Origin of the sequence: Micromonospora sp. NBC_01796 (assembly GCF_035917455.1) — a bacterium.
Classification (GTDB): Bacteria; Actinomycetota; Actinomycetes; order Mycobacteriales; family Micromonosporaceae; genus Micromonospora_G.
Map to the genome: position 1 here is coordinate 8,321,504 of NZ_CP109078.1, position 20,408 is coordinate 8,341,911.

The window sequence follows — 20,408 nt, forward strand, 5'->3', positions numbered from 1 at the left end:
GACGGGAGCGGGGCAGAGACAGCAGGCTATCGACGCCCTGCCTCAACGAGCTACTTCCGAACCTGGAGGGCCGATGGTGATCGGTCTCGTCATCCACGCCAGTCACCGTGCCGTGTTCGAGGACGCCGCGCGGACGCTGGCCGGGGTGAGCCTCGAGTGGGTCGTCTACGAACACGAGGACGAGGTCCGGGTACGGGTCGACCGGCTGCTCGCCCGGCAGCGGGTCGACGGGCTGTTGCTCGGCCCGGTCCCGTACGCGAAGTGTCGACACCTCCTTCCCGCGGACCTGCCGGTCGCCATCCTGCGCTCGGCCGGCCTCGACCTGTCGCTGGCCCTGTTCAAGGCGGTGGCCCGAGGGTGGCGACCCACACCGGTCAGCATCGACACCTTCGACGCGCAGACGGTGGACGAGGTCACGAGGGCGTTGGACCTGGACCCGGCCAGGGTGACCTGCCTGCCGTACGACCCGGAACAGAGCGTCGCGGGCATCGTCGCGTTCCACCGCGAGGCCCTGGCCCGCACCGGAGCCGACTACGTGATCAGCCTGCGTACGGCGGTCGCGGCGGAACTGGGCGGGGAGACCCACGTGCTCGGCGGCCTGCCCGGACCGGCGACACTGCGCGCCCAACTGCACGAGCTGGCCCTGCGGGTGCAGTCCAAACAGGCCAGTGCGCTGCGGTTCGCCGCCGGGGTGTTCCTGGTCGCGAAGGCGGGCCCGCAGCTCGACCTGGACCGGGCCCGGGTGGGCCTGATGAACCTGCTGCTGAACACCCCGGAGTTCGCCGACGCGTGGATAGAGAACCGGGGTCGGCGGGGAGTGGTGGTCTTCGCCCACCAGGCCCTGTTCGAGAAGGCGACGAGTAGCTGGGTGTCGCTTCCGGCGCTGAGCCAGGCACTCGAGGCGCTCGGGATCCGGGTCGCCGCCGGCTTCGGTGTCGGTGCGTCCGCGCGCAGTTGTGTGCACCTGGCGGAGCGGGCCGCCAACCGGGCCGAGCAGGAGGAGTCCCCGAGCGCGTTCCTGATCGAGGACGGTGGCGTCATCATCGGCCCGATGAGCCCGGCCGGTGCGGCGTTGACCTTCACCTACCGGGAGCACGGCGCGGAGCTGGAACGGCTGGCCGGCGAGGTCGGGCTCAGCGCCGCGACCCTGTCCCGGCTGGCCGCGATCGAGCGGGGCCAGATGGGCCGGGCCATCTCTCCCAGCGACCTCGCCCAGCAGCTCGGCATCACCGACCCGAGCGGCCGACGGTTGATCCGCAAGCTCGGCGACTCCGGGCTGGTCGAGGTGGAGGGCAGCACCCAGGTACACCGCAAGGGCCGCCCGGCCCGGCTGTACCGGCTGCGCATCGGCGCCGCGATCGAGCGCCCGTGAGCGGGCCGGTGCGCTGGGATCTGCTGCTCACCGGCGGGGACCTGCTCGATCCGGGCGGTGGCCGCAGCGGCCGGTACGACATCGCCGTACGGGACGGGCGGGTCGCCGAGGTGGGCGCGTCACTGCCGAGCGGGTACGCCGCCGAGGTGGTCGACGTGACCGGCCGGCTCGTCACGCCGGGGCTGGTCGACCTGCACACCCACGTGTACGGGGGCGCCACGTACTGGGGGATCGACCCCGACCCGGTTGCCTGGCACTCCGGGGTGACCACCTGGGTCGACGCCGGCTCGGCCGGTGCCTACTCGTTCCCGGCTCTCACGACCGCCATCGCCGGCTACACGGTGCGGGTGCCCGCGCTGCTGAACATCAGCGCCGTGGGACTGATCGCACCGGTCGGCGAGTCACGCGAGCTGGCGAACTGCGACGTCGACCTGGCCGTGGCGACCGTCCGGGCGTACCGGGGGACGATCGTCGGGATCAAGGTACGGATGGACCGGCACAACGTCGGCGCCCACGGCACCGAACCGCTGCGCCGGGCGGTCGAGGCGGCTCGGGAGTGCGGCCTGCCGGTGATGGTCCACATCGGAGCGGCACCGCCCTCGATAGCGCAGATGTTGCCGCTGCTGCGCCCGGGTGACCTCATCACGCACTGCGCCAGCGGCATCGCGGCCGGGCCGACCGGGTTCGATCCGGCGGCGAAGGAGGCGTACGACGCCGGGGTCCTGTTCGACGTCGGGCACGGTTCCGGCGGGTTCGCGTTCGACGTCCTGGAGGCGCAACTGGCCGCCGGTATGCCACCGCACACCGTCTCCACCGACCTGCACAGCCGGTCGCTGCACGGTCCGGCGTTCGACCTGCCCACCACCATGGCCAAGATGCTCGCCGCCGGCATGCCCCTGGAGCAGGTGGTGGAGGCGGCCACGGTCGGACCGGCCCGCGCGCTGGGCCTGGCCGGTGGCGTCGGCACGCTCGCGCCGGGCGCACCGGCGGACATCGCTGTGTTCACCGTCGAGCACGGCCGGTTCGAACTCGTCGACGTGCACGGGCAGCGCCGCACGTCGCCACTGCGCCTGGTCAACGAGACGACGTACCGGTCCGGTCGGCCGCTGCCACCGCGCCTGCCTGCGCCGGTACCGCCGTGGGTTCCGCTCACCGGCGCCCAGCGGGACGCCCTGCGCCACCGCGAACGTGCGGTACGCCAACTGCTGACCTCGCCCCTGGTGGGTCCGGACGGGCTCGCCGAACAGTTCCCCCGACACGGAGGTTGATCCATGCCGAAGAAGGTCGTCGTGGCCGACCGGGCGGCACCGCCCGGTGGTCCGTACTCGCACGCGGTCGTGGCGGGTGGCTTCGCGTACCTCGCCGGGGCGTGCCCGGTGCGCCCGGACGGGACCTGGGTCACCGGGGACTTCGTCGAGCAGGCGCGGGCCGCGTTCACGAACCTGGCCCGGGTGGCCGAGGCGGCCGGCGGTGACCTGACCGATGCCGTACGGGTCGGGGTCTACCTGCGCGACTTCGCCGACTTCCCGGCGATGAACGAGGTCTACGTGGAGTTCTTCGGCACCGAGAAGCTGCCCGCCCGTACCACCCTGCCGGTGGCGCTGGAGGGGTTCGACATCGAGATCGACGCGGTGCTGTACCTGGGCGAGTGATCCCCGGTCCCCCGCAGCCGCCGCCCCCGCAGCCGCCGGGGCGGCTCGACCGGCATGCCCGGAGAACCGCTCCCACCTGCGAAAACGTGGCTTGACGGAACACCTCGGGGAGCCCAACCTGGGGGACATCGATACCGACCTAATTACGAACCTGGCTCGTTATTCGAGGGGAGAGAGTCTGTGCGGAAACCCCTGGCACTCACCGCGCTGCTCGCGGTGGCCCTGAGCGCCGCCGCCTGCGCGCCGTCGACCGGCACGCCCACGGACAGCGCCGACGCCAAGACCGGCACGCTGCGGGTCTGGCTGTTCGACGAGGCGAACCGCGCCGCGAAGGAGGCGGTGGTCAAGGAGGCGGTCACCGAGTTCACCGCCGCCCATCCCGGAGTGACGGTCGACGTCAGCTACCTGGCGACCGACACCCGGGCGGAGAAGTACAAGGGAGCGCTCAACGATCCCGCGAGCGCCCCGGACGTGACCGAGGTCGGCAACACCGACTTGGCCGGATTCGTCGCCTCCAACGGGATGGCCGACGTCAGCGCCGACCTGAAGACCTGGCCCGAGGCCACCGATCTGCCGGCCGACCTGGTGAGCACGGTGACGGTCGGCGACAAGGCGTACGGCGTACCGTGGTGGATCGGCGTACGGGCCCTGTACTACCGCACCGACGTCTTCACCGAACTCGGCCTGACCCCACCCACCTCGTACGCCGAACTCGTCACCACGGCGAAGAAGATCCGGGCCGAGCGCAAGGACATGCTCGGGATCGCGGTCGGCGGGCTCTACGTCTTCGGCGCCCTGCCGTTCGTCTGGGACGCCGGTGGTGACATCGCCACCGGTTCGGCCGGCGGGTACACCGCCACCATCGACTCGGCCGCGTCGAAGGCCGGCATCACCGCGTACACCAGCCTGTTCGCCGACGATATCTGCCCGGCGCAGCAGTGCGTCGACCTGACCGGCGGCGGGACCGTCGAGGCGTTCGCCGCCGGACGGGCCGGTATGGGCATCCTGGGCAACTTCAACCGCTCCGCCGTCGATGCCGGCGCGGTCAAGGGGAGGTACGCGGTCGTACCGCTGCCCGGCGCCAAGCCCGGCTCGATCGCGCCCGCCTTCGCCGGTGGGAGCAGCCTCGGCGTCTTCCGGTCCACCGGGCACCGGAGCCTGGCGGTGGAGTTCATGCAACTGCTCGCCGGCCGCAAGTACACGCTGAAGCTCTACGACGCGATGGGCTTCGTGCCCGCGATGAAGTCCGCCCGGACCGAGGTCATCACGAAGGACCCGCAGCTCAAGCCGTTCATCGACACGATGGAGGCGGGGACCAGGTTCGTGCCGGTGGACAAGGCGTGGACCACCATCGACGCCGAGAAGATCCTGCCGACCCTGCTCCAGAAGGTGATCACCAAACAGGCAACCGTGGACGCGGCGGCGGCCGAGGCGAACACCCGGATCACCACGGCGTTCGGCAGGTAGTGACGGTGTCCGTGACGATCCGCCGGCAGCGGTTGACCCCACTGTGGCTGCTGCTGCCGGCGCTCGCCGTACTGGTGCCGATGTTCGCGTACCCGCTCTACCAACTGGGCCTGCTCTCCCTGTTCGAGTACGGACAACCACAGGTGAGCGGGGGCGAACCGGCCCGGTTCGTCGGCGCCGGCAACTTCCGGGCGCTGTTCGACGACCCGACGTTCTGGACCGTGCTCGGCCAGACCGTGGTCTTCGCGACCGGCTGTGTGGTGGTGACGCTCGCCGTCGGCGCGGCGCTGGCCGTACTGCTGACCCGGATCGGCCGGGTCGCGCGGGCGGCGCTGTCGTTCGCCGCGCTGACCGCCTGGGCCGCACCGGCGATGACCGGCTCGGTGGTCTGGTCGTTCCTGTTCGACAGCAACCTCGGGCTGGTCAACGAGGTGCTCGGGCTCGACGGTTACAACTGGTTCTACGACCGGAGCGTGGCGTTCGCGCTGGTCGGTGCCGTGGTGGTCTGGCACTCGTTCCCGTTCGTCATGATCACCCTGTACGCCGGCATCCAGGCGGTCCCCGCCTCGGTGCTGGAGGCCGCCGCGCTGGACGGCGCGGGCGCGTTCACCGCGTTCCGCCGGGTCACCGCACCGATCCTCCGGCCACTGATCATCATCGTGGTGATCCAGTCGATCATCTGGGACTTCAAGGTGTTCACCCAGATCTACGTGATGACCGGTGGCGGGGGCATCGCCGGGCAGAACCTGGTGCTCAACGTGTACGCGTACCAGAAGGCCTTCGCCTCGTCCCAGTACGGACTCGGGTCGGCGATCGGCATCGTGATGACGGTGATCCTGCTCGTGGTGACCCTGTTCTACCTGCGGGCGCTGCGCCGTACCGGGGAGGTTCTGTGATCCGCCGCCGTGTCGCGGACGCCGTGGCGATCGCGGTCGCGGCCGTGACGGTGTTCCCGATCTACTGGATGGTGCTGTCGGCGCTCAAACCGACCGGCGAGATCCGGTCCGCCGATCCCCGCCCCTGGACCCTGCACCCGACCCTGGAGCACTTCGGTTCCGCGCTGGGGGTCAGCGGGTTCGGCCGCTACTTCCTCAACAGCGCGGTCGTCGCGCTGACCGTGGTCGCGTTGAGCGCGCTGATCTCGTTCCTGGCCGCGGTCGCGCTGACCCGCTACCGGTTCCGCACCCGGACCACCATCCTGGTGATGTTCCTGGTCGCGCAGATGGTTCCGGTGGAGGCGCTGAGCATCCCGCTCTTCTTCCAGATCCGCGACCTCGGCCGGACGGTCCCCGGCGTCGGGCTGAACACCCTCGGGTCGCTGATCCTGGTGCAGTTGGCGTTCAGCCTCCCGTTCGCGATCTGGATGCTGCGCGGTTTTGTCGCGGCGGTCCCGCAGGAGATCGAGGAGGCGGCCACTCTCGACGGGGCCGGACGCTTCACGATCCTGTGGCGAATCCTGTTCCCCCTGGTGGCACCCGGTCTGGCGGCGACGGGGGTGTTCTCCTTCATCACCGCGTGGAACGACTTCCTGTTCGCCAAGACGTTCATCATCAGCGCCACCGAGAACCAGACCCTGCCCGCCGCGCTGCTGGTGTTCTTCAAACCGGACGAGAACGACTGGGGCGGGATCATGGCCGCCTCCACCCTGATGACCATCCCGGTGCTGGTCTTCTTCATCCTGGTCCGGCGCCGGCTGGTCTCCGGGCTCGGCGGGGCGGTGAAGGACTGATGCTCCCGCTGCCGGTCGACGTCCGTACCCTTGCCGGTTCGTTCACCCTCACCGGGGGCACGACCATCGGTGCGGACCCGGCCTGTGCCGGGGTCGCCCGCTGGCTGGGCGAGGCGCTGTCCCGCCCGACCGGACTTCCCCTGCCGACAACCGCCGACCCCACCATCCGCCTCGCCGTCGACCCCGCGCTGCACCACGAGGGATACCACCTTCGGGTACGCCCCGACCGGATCACCATCACCGGCGGCTCCCCCGCCGGGGTCTTCTACGGCGCGCAGACCCTGCGGCAACTGCTCCCACCGGCGATCTTCCGCCGGGCGCCGGTGGTCAGCGGCCCGTGGACCGTGCCGGGGGTGGAGATCTCCGACCGGCCGCGTTTCGGCTGGCGGGGCTGCATGCTCGACGTGGCGCGGCACTTCATGCCGGTCGCCGGGGTGCTGCGCCTGATCGACCTGCTCGCCGTACACAAGCTCAACGTCCTGCACCTGCACCTGACCGACGACCAGGGGTGGCGGGTGCAGATCCGGCGCTATCCCCGGCTGACCAAGGTCGGCGGGTGGCGGCACGAGTCGATGGTCGGGTCACGTCAGCACGAGCGGTTCAACGGCCGCCCGCACGGCGGTTACTACAGCCGGGACGACATCCGGGAGATCGTCGCGTACGCGGCCGAGCGGTTCGTCACCGTGGTGCCCGAGATCGACCTGCCGGGCCACACCCAGGCGGCCATCGCGGCGTACCCCGAACTGGGCAACAACCCCGACGAGCCGGTACGCGTCTCGACCCGCTGGGGTGTGTCGCGGCGGGTGCTCAACGTCTCCGACGAGACCGTCTCGTTCTTCCGGCACGTGCTGGACGAGGTGATGGAACTCTTCCCCAGCAGGCACATCGGCATCGGCGGGGACGAGTGCGACAAGGACGAGTGGCGGGCCAGCCCGGCTGCCCGGGACCGGATGCGCGAACTCGGCCTGCGGGACGCCGACGAGTTGCAGAGCTGGTTCGTGGCGCAGTTCCAGCGCCACCTGAGCGCCAACGGACGCACCCTGTTCGGCTGGGACGAGATCCTGGAGGGTGACCTGCCACCCGGTGCGACGGTGGCGGCGTGGCGCGGCCCCGCGCTCGCGGTCGCGGCGGCCCGTGCCGGGCACGACGTGGTCGCCTGCTGGGACAGCGCCGCCTACCTCGACTACCGCCAGTCCGACGACCCCGCCGAACCCGTCCCCGTCGGTACGGTGCTCACCGTCGCGGACGTCCGTGCCTTCGATCCGGAGCCCGCCGCGCTCCCGGCCGACCTTCGGCACCGCGTCCTCGGCGCGCAGTGCAACATCTGGACCGAGCACGCCGACCACCCACGCGCGGTCGACTACCTGGCCTTCCCGCGCCTGTCGGCGTTCGCCGAGGCGGTCTGGTCACCGGCGGGTCAGCCACCCTGGCAGGGTTTCGACCAGCGACTCGGGGAGCACCTGCGGCGCCTCGACGCGCTGGGCGTCGAGTACCGACCGCCCGGCGGGCCACAGCCCTGGCAGCGCCGACCGGACGCACCCGGCTGGCCCCGTACCCGCACCGACCGGGCGGCCGAACTCGCCGGGCTCACCAGAAACGTGCTGCCGCCAGCGGACGGAACGGTCTGACGCCGGGCGACGGTCAGACCGACCCGATCGGAGGGCACGGACCCGGCCTTCCATCGGCCACCATGGATGTATGTGGCGCCCTTTCCTTCGCTGCGGCGCCCGTACGGGGAAGTGAGATGTCCATGGTCGAGATCCGCCACCGAACACCCAGAACCGCCCGCCGCCCCGGCCGCGCACTGCTGTCCCGGCTGGTAGCCGTCGCCGTGGCCGCGACGCTGGTCCTCCCGGTCACCACGGCTCACGCCGCCGCGGCCGACACCCAGCCGCCAACCGTGCCCGGCCCGATCGAGATCGTCGACCTCGGCACCACGTCGGTCACCCTGAGCTGGGGTCCCTCGACCGACGATGTCGCCGTCCAGCAGTACGTCGTGTACCACCGCGAGACCGACATGATCTTCAGCCAGACCACCCCGACGAACAGCATCACCTGGTCCGGGCTGCAACCGTCCCGGACCTACTACTTCAGCGTCGCGGCCCTGGACGCGGCGGGCAACAGGTCACCGAGTACCGCCGAGTTCAGGGTCACCATGGCACCGGGGGATGCCCAACCGCCGACGGTGCCTGGCCCGGCGGTCGTGACCAACCTGGCGGACACCTCGTTGACCCTGTCCTGGGGTCGCTCCACCGACAACATCACCCTGGGGCGGTACGAGGTGCTCTCCCTCACCCCCGCCGGGATCGAGGTGCTGGCCGTCGTCCCGCAGGTGGTGCCGTACGGTCCACGGACCACCACCACGCTGTACGGGCTGACCCCCGACACCTCGTACACCCTCGCCGTACGCGCCGGTGACGAGGCCGGCAACTACTCGGCGCCCTCGGACTCGGTGACCGTGACGACCCTGCCCCCGGACCGTACGCCGCCGACCGCACCGGGCACACCGGTGGCGGCGACGCTCAGCCCGAGCGAGGTCATGCTCACCTGGGACCCGTCGACCGACGTGGGCGGTGTGGTCCGCTACATCGTGTTCGACCAGGCCGCGCCCGGTGGACCGGCGGAGGTCGGTCGCACCTCCACCAACTGGGACTACGTCCCGCTGGTGCCGGGGCGGTTGTACACCTTCGTCGTCTACGCGGAGGACACCGCCGGCAACCGGTCGGCCGGCTCCGAGCCGCTCACCCTCACCGCACCCGAGGAACCACCACCGACCTGCCGGGTGGACTACCGGGTCCTCGGACAGTGGCCGGGCGCCTTCCAGGCCGAGGTGACGGTGCACAACCTCACCTCGTCGGTGGTGGACGGGTGGACGCTCCACTGGATCTTCCCGGCCGCCGGCCAGGGCATACGCCAGATCTGGAACGCGGTGGCCGACCCCCCGACCGACGCCACCCTGACCGTACGCAATGCCCACTGGAACGGCCGGATCGCCCCGAACGGCAGCACGGCTTTCGGCTTCATCGGCTCCCGGGCCGGCGACAACCCCGCGCCCGACATGGTCACTCTCAACGGCACGCGCTGCGACTTCACCTCGGCCTGAGAATCGCGGGCCCCTTCCGGTCGCCGTCGGCACCGGAGGGGGCCCGGCGGCCGACCGATCAGCGCGGACCGGAACGCGCGAGGCGGAACCCCACGTCGTCGATCCGGTACGTCGGGTGGCTGCGCCGCCGGACCGAGGCGCGGCAACTCCAGTGCTCGTCGAACCACCCGCCGCCGCGCAGCACCCGATAGGTGCCGTAGACCTCGGCGTCGTAGATGTCCCAGCACCAGTCCCAGACGTTGCCCAGCATGTCGTAGAAGCCCCAGGCGTTGGGTTGCTTGCCGCCGACGTCGTGGATCCGCTCGTCCGAGTTGCCGCGGTACCAGGCGATCTCGTCGAGCGGCCCGTAACGCGGCCCGGTCGTGCCGGCTCGACAGGCGTACTCCCACTCGGCCTCGGTCGGCAGCCGGTACCCGTCGGAGGTGCGGTCCCACTCGACGCCCTCGTCGTCGCCGTCGACGTCGGCTGGGAACCGGTACGCCGGCACCAGCCCCTCACGTACCGACAGGGCGTTGCAGAACCGGACCGCGTCCCACCAGGTGACCTCCTCGACCGGCAGTCGATCCCCGGGTGCCGTGCCCGACCGCTCGCCGGTGACCAGCGCGTACTGGGCCCGGGTGACCGGGAAGGCCGCGAGTTGGTACGGCTCCAGCTCGACCGACCAGCTCCGCTGCGTCCGCCGGTCCGACAGGGTCACCCGTCCCGACGGGACGGTCACCATCGCCGCCCCCACCCCCGTGTCCATGGGATGCGACCCTACCGGTCACTGCTCCCCGGACGGGCGGGTACTCCGCTGTTCCGACCTGGTCGGCCCCACCTTGCGTTCGATGCGCAGCTCCCGTTCGAGATCGGCCACCAGGTCCCGCAGGTCGTCGAGTCGCTGGGCGATCACGATCCGGTCGACCTCGTCCGGTACGCCGTCGCCGTCCTCGTCATAGCCGTCCGCCAGGCGCTCGGTCGCCTCCAACCGGCGCGCCTCCTCCATGGAGTTGACGATGACCGCGATGAGGATGTTGAGCAGGAGGTTCGCGGTGATCAGCACGTAGCTCACGTAGTAGATCAGGGTCCAGGGCGACACCGCCATGCCCTGTGCGATCAGGTCCGGCAGGTTCTCCTGGGAGAGCAGGACGAAGAGGGTGAGCACCGCGCGCCCGATCGTGCCGTACTGCTCCGGTTGCTCCTTGGCGAAGATCAGCCAGCCCGTCATGCCGTAGACGTACAGCGTGACGATGGCGAGGGCGAGGAAACCACCGACGCCGGGCAGGCTGCGCAGCAGCGCGGTCACGATCGTGCGGAGCCCCGGCGAGAACCGCACCAGCCGTAGGACCCGGGCGATGCGTATGACACGCAGGGCGGTGGTGTCGCCGTGCAGGCCGGGGATGAACACCGCGGCGATGACCACGAAGTCGAAGACGTTCCAGCCCTGGCGGAAGAAGTCCTGCGGGCGGCGGCCGTACGCCAGCACCCGGATCACGATCTCGACCACGAAGACGGCACGGAAGAACCACTCCAGTGCGTGCAGGAGCGGTCCGGCCGATCCCAGGTGTTCGTACGTCTCGATGCCGAGCACGACGGCGTTGGCCCCGATCACGACGATGATCACCACGTCGAACGCCCGTGATTCCGCGATCCGCGTACATCGCCGGGCCAGCGACGAGGGCCGGGCCGGGCTTCCCGGCGGAACGGCCCGCTGGGCAGGCACCGACCGTCCGGTCACAACGGGTACGGAGCCGAGAAGCGGCCGCCACCGCCAGCGACGTCGTCGCGGGTACGCGCTCTCCCATTGTCGACACCGCTCGGGACCGACGCGGCGGAACACAACACGGCACAACACTTCGGCTCGGCTGATCTCATTGGTGGATGGTAGCCAGGTGGCCCGTCCGCCGGCCGCCGTCAACCAGCCGCCCCAACGGTTCACCCAGGTCACCCCCGGGCGACGGTTGACTTGATGACGTTTCGGGGTAATTAGCACCCATCGGTTGGCGTAGATATTGACAGACCGGTCATCTGTTCGCAACATATGGGAGAGCGCTCTCCAACATGGTACCCGCGCCACCGGTTCCCTCGACGGCACCGGCGACGCGTGCCCCCGCACGCCGTCGCGACCCCTGCCTGCGACGGCTCCCGTCCAATCCTGGGAGTTCCGTTGAGAACACCACACGCACTCCGAAACCGACTCCGGCGACTCACCACCCCGTTCGGCGTCGCCGGGGTCATCATGTCCATGCTCATCGCGTCCCTGGCCGTCGGCGCGATCGAGCTCCAGGCCGCCGGCGCCGCCGTCGGCACCCCGCTCTCGCAGGGCCGACCGGCCCTCGCCTCCTCGACCGAGCTGGGCGAGTCACCGGCGGCGGCAGCGTTCGACGGCAACGGCACCACCCGGTGGGGCAGCTCCTGGAGCGATCCACAGTGGCTACGGGTGGACCTCGGCGCAACCGCCAGCATCTCCGAGGTGGTCCTCCAGTGGGAGGCCGCGTACGCCAGGGCCTTCCAGATCCAGACCTCACCCGACGGCAACGCCTGGACCACCGTCTACAGCACCACCAACGCCACCGGCGGCACGCAGACCCTCACCGTCACGGGCAGCGGACGCTACGTACGGATGTACGGCACCCAGCGCGGCACCGGCTACGGCTACTCGCTGTACGAGTTCAAGGTCTACGGCACGCTGAGCACCACTCCCCCGCCGACCGGGGGGCCCGGCTACGTACCGGCCAATCCACCGGTCACCGGCGTGGTGCCGTCGACGGCGACCCCGCCGCCCACCAACCCGCCGACCACCCACCACGAGTTCCAGGCGAACTGCTCGGTGAGCCGCAGCAACCTCAACGACGACCCGATCGTGTTCTTCGGCCTGCCCGGCGCGTCGCACTCGCACACCTTCATGGGCAACACCACCACCAACGCCAACACGACGCTCCCGTCGTTGCAGGCCGGTGGCACCTCCTGCATCACGCCGGGCGACAAGACCGGCTACTGGATGCCGACGCTCCTCAACGGTGACGCCGCCGTCCAGCCGGTCGGACGCCAGGTCATCTACTACAAGAGTGGTGTCATCGACTACCGCAGCGTCCGACCGTTCCCCCCGGGCCTGCGGTACGTGGTCGGCAGCCCGTCCGCCACCCTGGACGACTTCCGCAACTCACCCGGCGCCGTCGAGGGCTTCGAGTGCGGCGACAGCGTCCGCAACTGGGACATCCCGGCGAACTGTGTCGCCGGCAGCCAACTCAACCTCCGGTTCCAGGCCCCGAGCTGCTGGGACGGCCGGTACCTGGACACCCCGGACCACAAGTCGCACATGGCCTACCCGGTGATCGGGGTCTGCCCGTCCTCGCACCCGGTGGCCGTACCGATGATCGAGTTCAAGATGGCGTGGCCGGTCAGCGGCAACATGTCCAACGTCCGCTTCGCCAGCGGGCGCGGGTACTCGTTCCACTACGACGTCTACAACGCGTGGGACCCGCCCACCCTCGCCGCGCTCTCGTCGCACTGCATCAACGGCGGCCTGCAGTGTGACCCCCGGGGCTTCGACCAGTACAAGCCGAACCGGGGCGCGGCCCTCAACGAGAACTACGTCCTGCCGTAGCCGACGGCCCGGCACTCCCCCGACGGACCCGGTACGGGCTGCTGACGCCGCCCGCGCCGGGTTCGCCGGCGAGTACCCGGCCCTGACCAGGCGCAGTTAAGATCAAGTCCGTGGAGTCCCTCGACACGTTGCTCGCCGCGCACCGCGCGTACCTGCTCGGCTGGGACGTCGGCACATCCGCGGATCCGGAGCTGCTGACGTACCGCAGCGAGGTGCCGCACGCGACCCTCAACGGTGTGGTCCGGGTGTCCGGGCGTACGCCGAAGGACGCACTCGCCGAGGCCCGCGACCGCCTCGACGGCGTACCCCGGGTGTGGTGGGCCGGGCCGGACAGCGATGCCGGCACCGCCGACGGCCTGCTCTCGCTCGACGCCGTCCATCTCGCGGACCTGCCGATCATGACCATGAAGATCGACCGGCCCGCCGCCGTCCCCACGCCGGCCGGGCTGCACATCAGCGAGACCACCGACCTGGACGAGTTCGTCCCGGCGTACGGCCGGGTGTCCGGAATCCCCCCGGCGGGCATGCGAACCGCGATCGACCGGGAGCGGACGTTCGCCGGCGACGGCACGGTGGTCAGGCTGGCCGGTCGCCTCGATGACGGCCGGATCGCCGGGACGGCCGTCGCCTGGCTGAGCCACGACCTGCTCACGCTGTACTTCGTCGGCACCCAGCCCGAGTTCCGGCGTCGGGGCATCGGCACCGCGATGACGGTGGCCGCGATCGACCTGGCCCGGGAACGAGGCGTACGGGTGGCCGCCCTCACCTCCAGCCCGCCCGGTGAGCCGGTCTACCGCCGCATCGGCTTCCGTACGGTCGGCACGTTCCGGCTGATGTCGTTCTGACCTTCCCGCACCCGCCCGCCCGCAGGTCTGCTCGTCAGGCCGGTGGCCAGTTGCGGAGTACGGCGTCGAGGGCGTCCAGTGCCCTCAACCAGGAGACGTCCGCCTCGCGCGGGCTGTGCCGGAACCCGCCCACCCTCTCCAGGCTCACGTACCCGTGGAAGGTGCTGTGCAGCAGCCGTACGCAGTCCGTCTGATCGGGCTCGGACAGCTCGTAGCCGCGCAGGATCGCCCGGGTCATCTCCGAGTGCCGGCGTGCCGCGCTGCCGGCCGCGGTAACCGGGTCGAGTTCGACCTGCATCGCGGCGTACCGACCCGGATGCTCCTTCGCGTAGGTCCGGTAGGCGTTCGCGAACGCGACCAACGCGTCCTTGCCCGCCCGACCGGCCAGGGCGGCGGCGACCCTGTCCGCGAGTTCCGCCAGGGCCAGTACCGCCACTCTCACCCGGAGGTCGTGCGCGTTCCTGATGTGTGAGTAGAGGCTGGCGTCCCTGACCCCGAAGCCGCGCGCGAGCGCCGAGACGGTCACGTTCTCCAGGCCAACCTCGTCGGCCAGGTCCGCCGCCGCCTGCGTCAGGCGTTCGACGGTCACCCCCGCGCGTGCCATGCGCCTCTTCCTTTACCTAGACCCTCTAGGTTGCTGCTTATTGGTTCGCCGGATTTCTCTAACGAGTGTAGCTTTTTGGCTATGGAACCCCTAACCGAGCGGGACATCCGCGCGTCGTTCGTCAACTGCACCAAGGGCGAGGTGAAACGCCTGGCCATGCCCCGGGATCTGGCCGAGCGGCCCTGGGACGACCTGGACTTCCTCGGCTGGCGGGACCAGGCGGCGCCCCAGCGCGCCTATCTGGTCGCCGGATCGGGAGACGGGGTGACGGGCGTGGCACTGAGGTTGGCGTCATCGCACGCCGGGCAGGCACGACGCAGCATGTGCTCGCTGTGCCTGACGACCCACCCGGGCGGCGGTGTCTCGCTGATGACCGCGCGGAAGGCGGGGCCGAGCGGGCAGCAGGGCAACTCGGTGGGCATCTACATCTGCGCCGACCTGGCCTGCTCGCTCTACCTGCGCGGGAAGAAGTCGGCCGCGCCCGGCGGGCGGCTGCACGAGTCGCTCACGCAGCAGGAGCAGATCGAACGGACCTCGGCCAACCTGGCCGGGTTCCTGGACCGGGTGGTCGGGTGACCACGGGACGGAACAGGCCGGCGGACCAGCGGCTGGACGTACTCCTGATCACCGGGGCGAAAAGTGTCGGGCACCCGCTGTAACGTGCCACCCACGCCGGGTCCCCGTGCCCGACCGGGTGTACGCGGGGCACGGGCGAGTGTGACCTGTGGCCACGCCTCGTTCGGGGCACGCGCAGGATTCGACCGAGGAGGATCCGTGATGACCACGTCCACCCGCCGCAGCCGGGTTGCCATGGTGTCCGACGTGGAAGCCGAACGGCTCGACCTGGCCGATCTCCTCGACACCCTCGACGACCACCAGTGGCAGGCCCGGTCGCTCTGCGCCGGCTGGTCCGTACGCGAGGTGGTCGCCCACCTCACGCTCGCCGACCGCGAGTTCACCAGCACGATGCTGCGGCTGATCCCGGCCCGTGGGGACTTCGACCGGGTGACCGCCGAGATGGCCCGCGAACGGGCCCTGCGGTACAGCCCCGGCGACCTCGTCGCACAGTTGCGGGAAACGGCCGGGCGGCCCCGACGGTTCCCCATGAGCAGCCCGCTGGACCCGCTGACCGACATCCTGGTGCACGGACAGGACATCGCCCGACCGCTCGGGCATGAGCGCCCGATACCCGTCGAGCGGGCGCGTCCGGTGCTGCAACACGTCTGGCGGAGCTTCTTCTACGGCGCCCGGAAACGCTTCACCGGGCTGCGGTTCGTGGCCACCGACGCCGACTGGTCGGCGGGCGACGGTCCCGGAGAGGTACGCGGACCAGCCGGCGACCTGCTCCTCGTCATCACCGGTCGGCGGGCGGGGCTGACCGGGTTGACCGGTGACGGGCAGGCAGAGGTCGCGACCAGGCTGAAGTAGCCCCGGTGGCATGCCACGGGTGCGGGGACGGGACCGTCGCGGCAGCCCTCGCCGACGCCCTACCGGTAGTAGCCCTCGACCGGAATCCGCGCCTCGTCGAGGAGGGCCGGTCCTTCGTGCGGCACGGACGGGAACCCGCCGGACGGCTTCAGCGCCAGGAGTTGCTCGTTGGACAGGGCGTACACGACGCGGCCGAGCCCGGAGCGTTCGATCGCGCCGGTGCACATGTTGCATGGTTGGCAACTGGTGTACATCGTCGTACCCACCGCCGTGTCGGGCGCGAGTTCCCGGGCCGCCCACCTGGCCAGTTTCAACTCCGGGTGGGCGGTGATGTCGGCGTCGGTCAGCGAGGTGTTGCGTTCCTCGGCCAGGACGGCACCGTCGGGGCCCACCAGCAGTGAGCCGAACGGCGGGTTGCCGCCCGTTCTCGCCTCGGCCGCGAGTTCGATCGCCCGGTGGAGATGCCGCTTGTCGTCCTGGCTCATGGTTGCTCCGTTGTCCTGGTTGGGCGGTTGTCGATTCACCGGATCCACGGGTCGCGACGGGCGGAGCCACGGTTGCGGTGGCGACGCCGCCGGGCAACCCTGGGATGGCTCGGAAAGCCTATCCAGGCGCGGCCGGCGACTGAAGAGACTTCTCACGGCGTACGGGAAGATCGGCCGTGGATGTCCCGGTGCTCTTGCCCGATGGCCGAGAATATCGACGCAACGGACTGGTCGATCCTGGTCGAGCTGCAACGCGACGGGCGCATCCCGCTCACCGAACTGGGGCGACGGGTGAGCCTGAGTGCCTCCGCGACCACCGAACGGGTCAAGCGGCTGGAGACCGCCGGGGTGATCACCGGCTACCGTGCGGAGGTCGACCTGGTGAGAGCCGGCTTCCCGATCCTCGCCGTGGTACGCCTGAAGTACCCGGGCAGCCAGCACCAGCCACTGCACCGGCTGCTCGGCGAGCGCCCCGAGTTCCTCGAGTGTCTGCGTACCACCGGGGACGACTGTTACGTGCTGAAGGTGGGCGCCACCTCCATGGCCCATCTCGAACGACTCATCGACGAGCTGGCCCAGTTCGGCAGCACCACCACCAATCTCGTCTACAGCCAGCCCCTGCCCTATCGAGGACCACGGGCCCCGTCGTGACACTCCCGCGCTGTTGCGTCATCCTTCGTGCGCCAGCGTGGATCGACCACCGAACGAAGTGGCCCGGGCCGTCGCGACCCGGGCCACTCGAACGATCCTTACGGCGTTACCGGGCCTGGGCGCCGACCGGGCCGTTGACGAAGACGAGGGCGTCACCGACGCCCCGCTGGCTGCCGCCGCTGGGCTGGTTGACCAGTTCACCCTCGACCGACATGGTGGTGGAACCGCCACCGTCGAGGTTCATCGCGTCGCGCAGACCCAACGCGTCGGCGACCATCGCCGTCTCGGCCATCGTGGTGCCGACACTCGAGGTCATCCGGCCGTCGATCGTCGCGAGCACGATCCTGCCGTCGCGGGTCGTCCCGACGATGGTGCGGGGGTTGCGCGCGAAGAAGCTGTCCGAGGGCGACCCGACCGGCACCACGATCTCACCGCCGGCGGTGAGCCGGTAGCGGCCGTTCACCCCGAACAGTCCCGGACGGAGGTTGAGCTTGTTGCCCTTCTCGTTGACCAGGGTGTTGGTCTGCTTGACGCAACCGTTCGCGACGTTGAGCAGGGTCAGGGCATCCTGGCCCGTCGCCTGCAGCGACGTCTGGTCCGGCGTCAGCGCGGTGCCACGGGTCGTCGACGTACGGACCACGCAGCCGCGCCCGTCGAGGACCACCTCGACGCCGGGGCCGGACGGAGTCGCGGCGGCGAATTCCGGGGTGAACTGGACCACGTCACCGGGCACGGTGCACCGGGTCTGGTCGGTGAGGGCGGCACATCCCGCCGGGACCACCGGCGGGTGGTTGATGAACTCCAGTGGCATCGTGGCCTTGGTCCGTACGTTCTTGACGGTGCCGGTCCACTGCAGCCGACCCATGAGGACGACCTTGTTGGTGTTGGCGTCCACGACCACGTCGACCTCGGCGGCGTCGGTTCCCGGCTCGCTGAGCAGCTTCCCGTCGAACAGGCCCAGACCGACCGGGTCACCGGGGTACTGCGCGCTCGCGGTGAAGGTGAAGAAGGAGGCGTTGACGCCGGCCAGCGCACCCGCGGAGCGGACGAGGTCGGTGGTCGTCTCGACACCCGCCAGGTCCGGCCCGTACGTCGCCGCCAGGTGCCCGCTGGTCTTCTTCGGATCGATGGTGAGGACGTTGACGACCCAGGGACCACGGGTGGTGGTGTTGATCTGGTCAGCCGGCGCCGGCTCGGTCCCGCGTACGATGTGGGTCAGCGTGACGCCGCTGGTCAGGGGCGTGATGACGCGCGTTTCGGTGAGATTCGTATCGCCCAGCGGTAGGACGTCGCTGCTGGCCGTGGCTTGACTGCCCGGAACCAGACCGAGGCCGACCGCCGCGACGACGGTCGCCGCGATAGCTCCGGCCCGGCGGAACGGGGATGCCGAGGGGTTGTACGAAGTCATGATCATGATCCTTCGCCGTCAACCCGACATCAGTCCTTCACGAACGTTGGCCGGTGAGCCAACTTCGGATGACAAAACGAGACCGAGGGCTCTGCCTCGCTCGGGTTCCGGAAGGCTCGCGTCCGGATTCCGCCGATGGTCCGGTCCGTCCCCCTTCTCTTGCTACGGTTGGGGCGAAATGCCCGGACAGTCGCACGGGGTGATGATCGATCCCTCTCACCGGACGGCGGAGCGGACGATCCCGCAGAACCGCAGGGGGTCGACAGCGTGTTCGACGGATTCGAGGAGTTCGACATTCCCACGTCGGGAGCGACGATCCACGGACGCCGTGGTGGCAGCGGTCCACCCGTCCTTCTCCTGCACGGCATTCCCGAGACGCACCTGATGTGGCATCGGGTGGCGCCGCGACTCGCCGAGCACTACACGGTGGTCGCCACCGACCTGCGCGGGTACGGCGACAGCGGCAAGCCGCCGAGCACCGCCGACCACGAGCCGTACAGCATGCGGGCGACCGCTCGCGACCAGGTCGAGGTCATGCGGAGTCTGGGCTTCGAGCAGTTCAGGCTCGTCGGACACGATCGGGGTGCCCGGTGCGCGTACCGGCTCGCGCTCGACGAACCGGGTGCGGTCACCCGGCTCTCCGTCATGGACGTCGTCCCGATCGGGGACGCGTACGGCCGCGCCGAGCGGAAGTTCAGCCTCGCGTACTGGGTCTGGTCGTTCCTGGCCGCACCGGAGCCGGTGCCTGAGCGGTTCATCGACGCGGCACCGGCGGTCCTGGTCGACTTCATGCTCGACACGTGGCCCGAGGTGAAGGACGCCTTCCCGCCCGAGGTACGCGCCGAGTACGTCAGGAAATTCAGCGATCCCGCCACCGTGCACGCGATCTGCGAGGAGTTCCGGGCCGCCTCGACGCTCGACTACGAACAGGACGAGGCGGACCGGGGAAAGCGGAGGATCACCTGCCCGGTGCTGTTTCTCTGGAGTCAACGCGGCTCGGTCGCGAAGCTCTACGACGACCCGCTCGGGATCTGGCGGGGATGGGCCGACGACGTTCGCGGCGGGCCGGTCCCGGTTGGCCACTTCATCCCGGAGGAGGCTCCCGAGGAGACCACCCGCCAACTGTTGGATTTCCTGCGGTAGGCGTCCCGCCGCGCGCGGTGATCCTCCGATCATCGTCACTGCAATCGCAGCGGTGTTGGTGGTCCAGGTGCTCGGAGCGGACGGAATACCCGCTGGCCGCAACCTAGCGAGGCGCACTGGACGGCCTCTGGCGCCCGACCGGACGTACCGCCGAGGGATCACCCTTACCGGCAGGGCGGCGCGGCGTCAGAGGACCTGCGCGAGGAACTGTTGGAGCCGCTGGCTGCGGGGAGCGTCGAACACTTCCGCTGGCGGGCCCGCCTCGACCACCCGGCCACGGTCCATGAAGACGACCAGGTCCGCGACCTGCCGCGCGAAGCCCATCTCATGGGTGACGACCACCATGGTCATCCCCTGTGACGCCAGATCCGCCATCAGGGCCAGGACGCCCTTCACGAGCTCGGGGTCGAGCGCCGAGGTCGCCTCGTCGAAGAGCATGACCTGCGGGGACATCGCCAAGGCACGGGCGATGGCCACCCGTTGCTGCTGGCCGCCGGAGAGCTGCGCCGGGCGCGCATCAGCCTTGTGGCGCAGACCGACCACATCAAGGTGGTGCAGCGCGACCTCCACCGCCTCGTCCGCCGGTAGCCGCCTGAGTTGTCGCAGCGCGAGCGTCACGTTCCGCAGCACGGTCAGATGGGGGAACAGGTTGAACTGCTGGAAGACCATGCCGATCTGCTGACGCAGCAGGTCGGGGTCGCGCCGCAGTACGCTCTCCCCGTCCAGGAGTACGTCGCCACGATCGGGCTCCAGCAGGCGGTTGACGGTTCGCAGCAGGGTGGACTTCCCCGAGCCGGAGGGGCCGATGACACACGCGGTCTGCCCCCGCCCGACGTCCAGATCCACTCCGCGCAGCACCTGGTGACGGCCGAACGCCAGGTGGATGTCCCGGGTGGACAGACTCACCGACCCGGTGTCGGCGGAAGTTCGGTCCG

At 70.3% G+C, this 20,408-nt stretch carries 20 protein-coding genes; 14 read left to right on the forward strand and 6 right to left on the reverse strand.

Annotated features, from left to right (window positions below):
* The first annotated feature begins 73 nt into the window (after positions 1-73).
* From OIE47_RS37030 to OIE47_RS37065, 8 genes are all read left to right on the forward strand, one after another.
* A complete protein-coding gene (locus OIE47_RS37030; protein WP_326559212.1) occupies positions 74-1,372 on the forward strand; it encodes a helix-turn-helix domain-containing protein in 1,299 nt (432 codons plus the stop codon).
* Positions 1,369-2,640, forward strand: coding sequence for an amidohydrolase/deacetylase family metallohydrolase (locus OIE47_RS37035; RefSeq protein ID WP_326559213.1), 1,272 nt, complete (start codon positions 1,369-1,371; stop codon positions 2,638-2,640). The genes OIE47_RS37030 and OIE47_RS37035 overlap by 4 nt, the downstream gene beginning before the upstream one ends.
* A 3-nt stretch (positions 2,641-2,643) precedes the next feature.
* A complete protein-coding gene (locus OIE47_RS37040) occupies positions 2,644-3,024 on the forward strand; it encodes a RidA family protein (RefSeq protein WP_326559214.1) in 381 nt (126 codons plus the stop codon).
* A gap of 180 nt (positions 3,025-3,204) precedes the next feature.
* Complete coding sequence (locus OIE47_RS37045; protein ID WP_326559215.1) at positions 3,205-4,491, forward strand: extracellular solute-binding protein; 1,287 nt, start codon at positions 3,205-3,207, stop codon at positions 4,489-4,491.
* Positions 4,492-4,496: 5 nt separating this feature from the next.
* Positions 4,497-5,387 carry a carbohydrate ABC transporter permease gene (locus tag OIE47_RS37050; protein ID WP_326559216.1) on the forward strand — a complete coding sequence of 297 codons (891 nt, stop codon included), beginning with the start codon at positions 4,497-4,499 and terminating at the stop codon, positions 5,385-5,387.
* Positions 5,384-6,220 (forward strand): carbohydrate ABC transporter permease, encoded by an 837-nt coding sequence (locus OIE47_RS37055; protein WP_326559217.1) that lies wholly within the window; start codon positions 5,384-5,386, stop codon positions 6,218-6,220. The genes OIE47_RS37050 and OIE47_RS37055 overlap by 4 nt, the downstream gene beginning before the upstream one ends.
* On the forward strand, positions 6,220-7,848 hold the full coding sequence (locus tag OIE47_RS37060; protein ID WP_326559218.1) for a beta-N-acetylhexosaminidase: 1,629 nt from the start codon (positions 6,220-6,222) through the stop codon (positions 7,846-7,848). The genes OIE47_RS37055 and OIE47_RS37060 overlap by 1 nt, the downstream gene beginning before the upstream one ends.
* 116 nt (positions 7,849-7,964) lie before the next feature.
* A complete protein-coding gene (locus OIE47_RS37065; protein ID WP_326559219.1) occupies positions 7,965-9,323 on the forward strand; it encodes a fibronectin type III domain-containing protein in 1,359 nt (452 codons plus the stop codon).
* 58 nt (positions 9,324-9,381) lie between these two features.
* Here the strand turns inward: OIE47_RS37065 and OIE47_RS37070 are convergent, their stop codons facing one another.
* Positions 9,382-10,068 (reverse strand): formylglycine-generating enzyme family protein, encoded by a 687-nt coding sequence (locus tag OIE47_RS37070; protein WP_326559220.1) that lies wholly within the window; start codon positions 10,066-10,068, stop codon positions 9,382-9,384.
* Between the two features lie 18 nt (positions 10,069-10,086).
* A complete protein-coding gene (locus tag OIE47_RS37075; RefSeq protein WP_326559221.1) occupies positions 10,087-11,025 on the reverse strand; it encodes an ion transporter in 939 nt (312 codons plus the stop codon).
* A gap of 522 nt (positions 11,026-11,547) precedes the next feature.
* Between OIE47_RS37075 and OIE47_RS37080 the strand changes: the two genes are divergently transcribed.
* Together OIE47_RS37080 and OIE47_RS37085 are read left to right on the forward strand one after the other, a co-directional pair.
* Positions 11,548-12,909, forward strand: coding sequence for a DUF1996 domain-containing protein (locus OIE47_RS37080; RefSeq protein ID WP_442792205.1), 1,362 nt, complete (start codon positions 11,548-11,550; stop codon positions 12,907-12,909).
* Between the two features lie 110 nt (positions 12,910-13,019).
* Positions 13,020-13,754 (forward strand): GNAT family N-acetyltransferase, encoded by a 735-nt coding sequence (locus OIE47_RS37085; RefSeq protein WP_326559222.1) that lies wholly within the window; start codon positions 13,020-13,022, stop codon positions 13,752-13,754.
* Between the two features lie 34 nt (positions 13,755-13,788).
* On the opposite strand, the gene OIE47_RS37090 is transcribed toward OIE47_RS37085, so the two are convergent.
* Positions 13,789-14,358: a TetR/AcrR family transcriptional regulator gene (locus OIE47_RS37090; RefSeq protein ID WP_326559223.1), complete on the reverse strand. Its 570-nt coding sequence runs from the start codon at positions 14,356-14,358 to the stop codon at positions 13,789-13,791.
* Positions 14,359-14,439: 81 nt separating this feature from the next.
* Here OIE47_RS37090 and OIE47_RS37095 point away from each other — a divergent pair, with 81 nt between their 5' ends.
* Both OIE47_RS37095 and OIE47_RS37100 read left to right on the forward strand, forming a co-directional pair.
* Positions 14,440-14,934, forward strand: coding sequence for an FBP domain-containing protein (locus OIE47_RS37095; RefSeq protein ID WP_326559224.1), 495 nt, complete (start codon positions 14,440-14,442; stop codon positions 14,932-14,934).
* 201 nt (positions 14,935-15,135) lie between these two features.
* The gene (locus tag OIE47_RS37100; protein ID WP_326559225.1) at positions 15,136-15,786 is read left to right on the forward strand and encodes a maleylpyruvate isomerase family mycothiol-dependent enzyme; all 651 of its coding nucleotides are present in this window, start codon (positions 15,136-15,138) and stop codon (positions 15,784-15,786) included.
* A 59-nt stretch (positions 15,787-15,845) separates the two neighbouring features.
* On the opposite strand, the gene OIE47_RS37105 is transcribed toward OIE47_RS37100, so the two are convergent.
* The gene (locus OIE47_RS37105; RefSeq protein WP_326559226.1) at positions 15,846-16,271 is read right to left on the reverse strand and encodes a nucleoside deaminase; all 426 of its coding nucleotides are present in this window, start codon (positions 16,269-16,271) and stop codon (positions 15,846-15,848) included.
* A gap of 201 nt (positions 16,272-16,472) precedes the next feature.
* Between OIE47_RS37105 and OIE47_RS37110 the strand changes: the two genes are divergently transcribed.
* The gene (locus OIE47_RS37110; RefSeq protein ID WP_326559227.1) at positions 16,473-16,922 is read left to right on the forward strand and encodes an Lrp/AsnC family transcriptional regulator; all 450 of its coding nucleotides are present in this window, start codon (positions 16,473-16,475) and stop codon (positions 16,920-16,922) included.
* A 106-nt stretch (positions 16,923-17,028) separates the two neighbouring features.
* Here the strand turns inward: OIE47_RS37110 and OIE47_RS37115 are convergent, their stop codons facing one another.
* The gene (locus OIE47_RS37115; RefSeq protein WP_442792206.1) at positions 17,029-18,282 is read right to left on the reverse strand and encodes a phosphodiester glycosidase family protein; all 1,254 of its coding nucleotides are present in this window, start codon (positions 18,280-18,282) and stop codon (positions 17,029-17,031) included.
* A 315-nt stretch (positions 18,283-18,597) separates the two neighbouring features.
* Here OIE47_RS37115 and OIE47_RS37120 point away from each other — a divergent pair, with 315 nt between their 5' ends.
* Complete coding sequence (locus tag OIE47_RS37120; RefSeq protein WP_326559229.1) at positions 18,598-19,473, forward strand: alpha/beta fold hydrolase; 876 nt, start codon at positions 18,598-18,600, stop codon at positions 19,471-19,473.
* A 186-nt stretch (positions 19,474-19,659) separates the two neighbouring features.
* On the opposite strand, the gene OIE47_RS37125 is transcribed toward OIE47_RS37120, so the two are convergent.
* Positions 19,660-20,379, reverse strand: a complete 720-nt coding sequence (locus OIE47_RS37125; protein WP_442792029.1) for an amino acid ABC transporter ATP-binding protein — start codon at positions 20,377-20,379, stop codon at positions 19,660-19,662.
* Between the last annotated feature and the right edge of the window lie 29 nt (positions 20,380-20,408).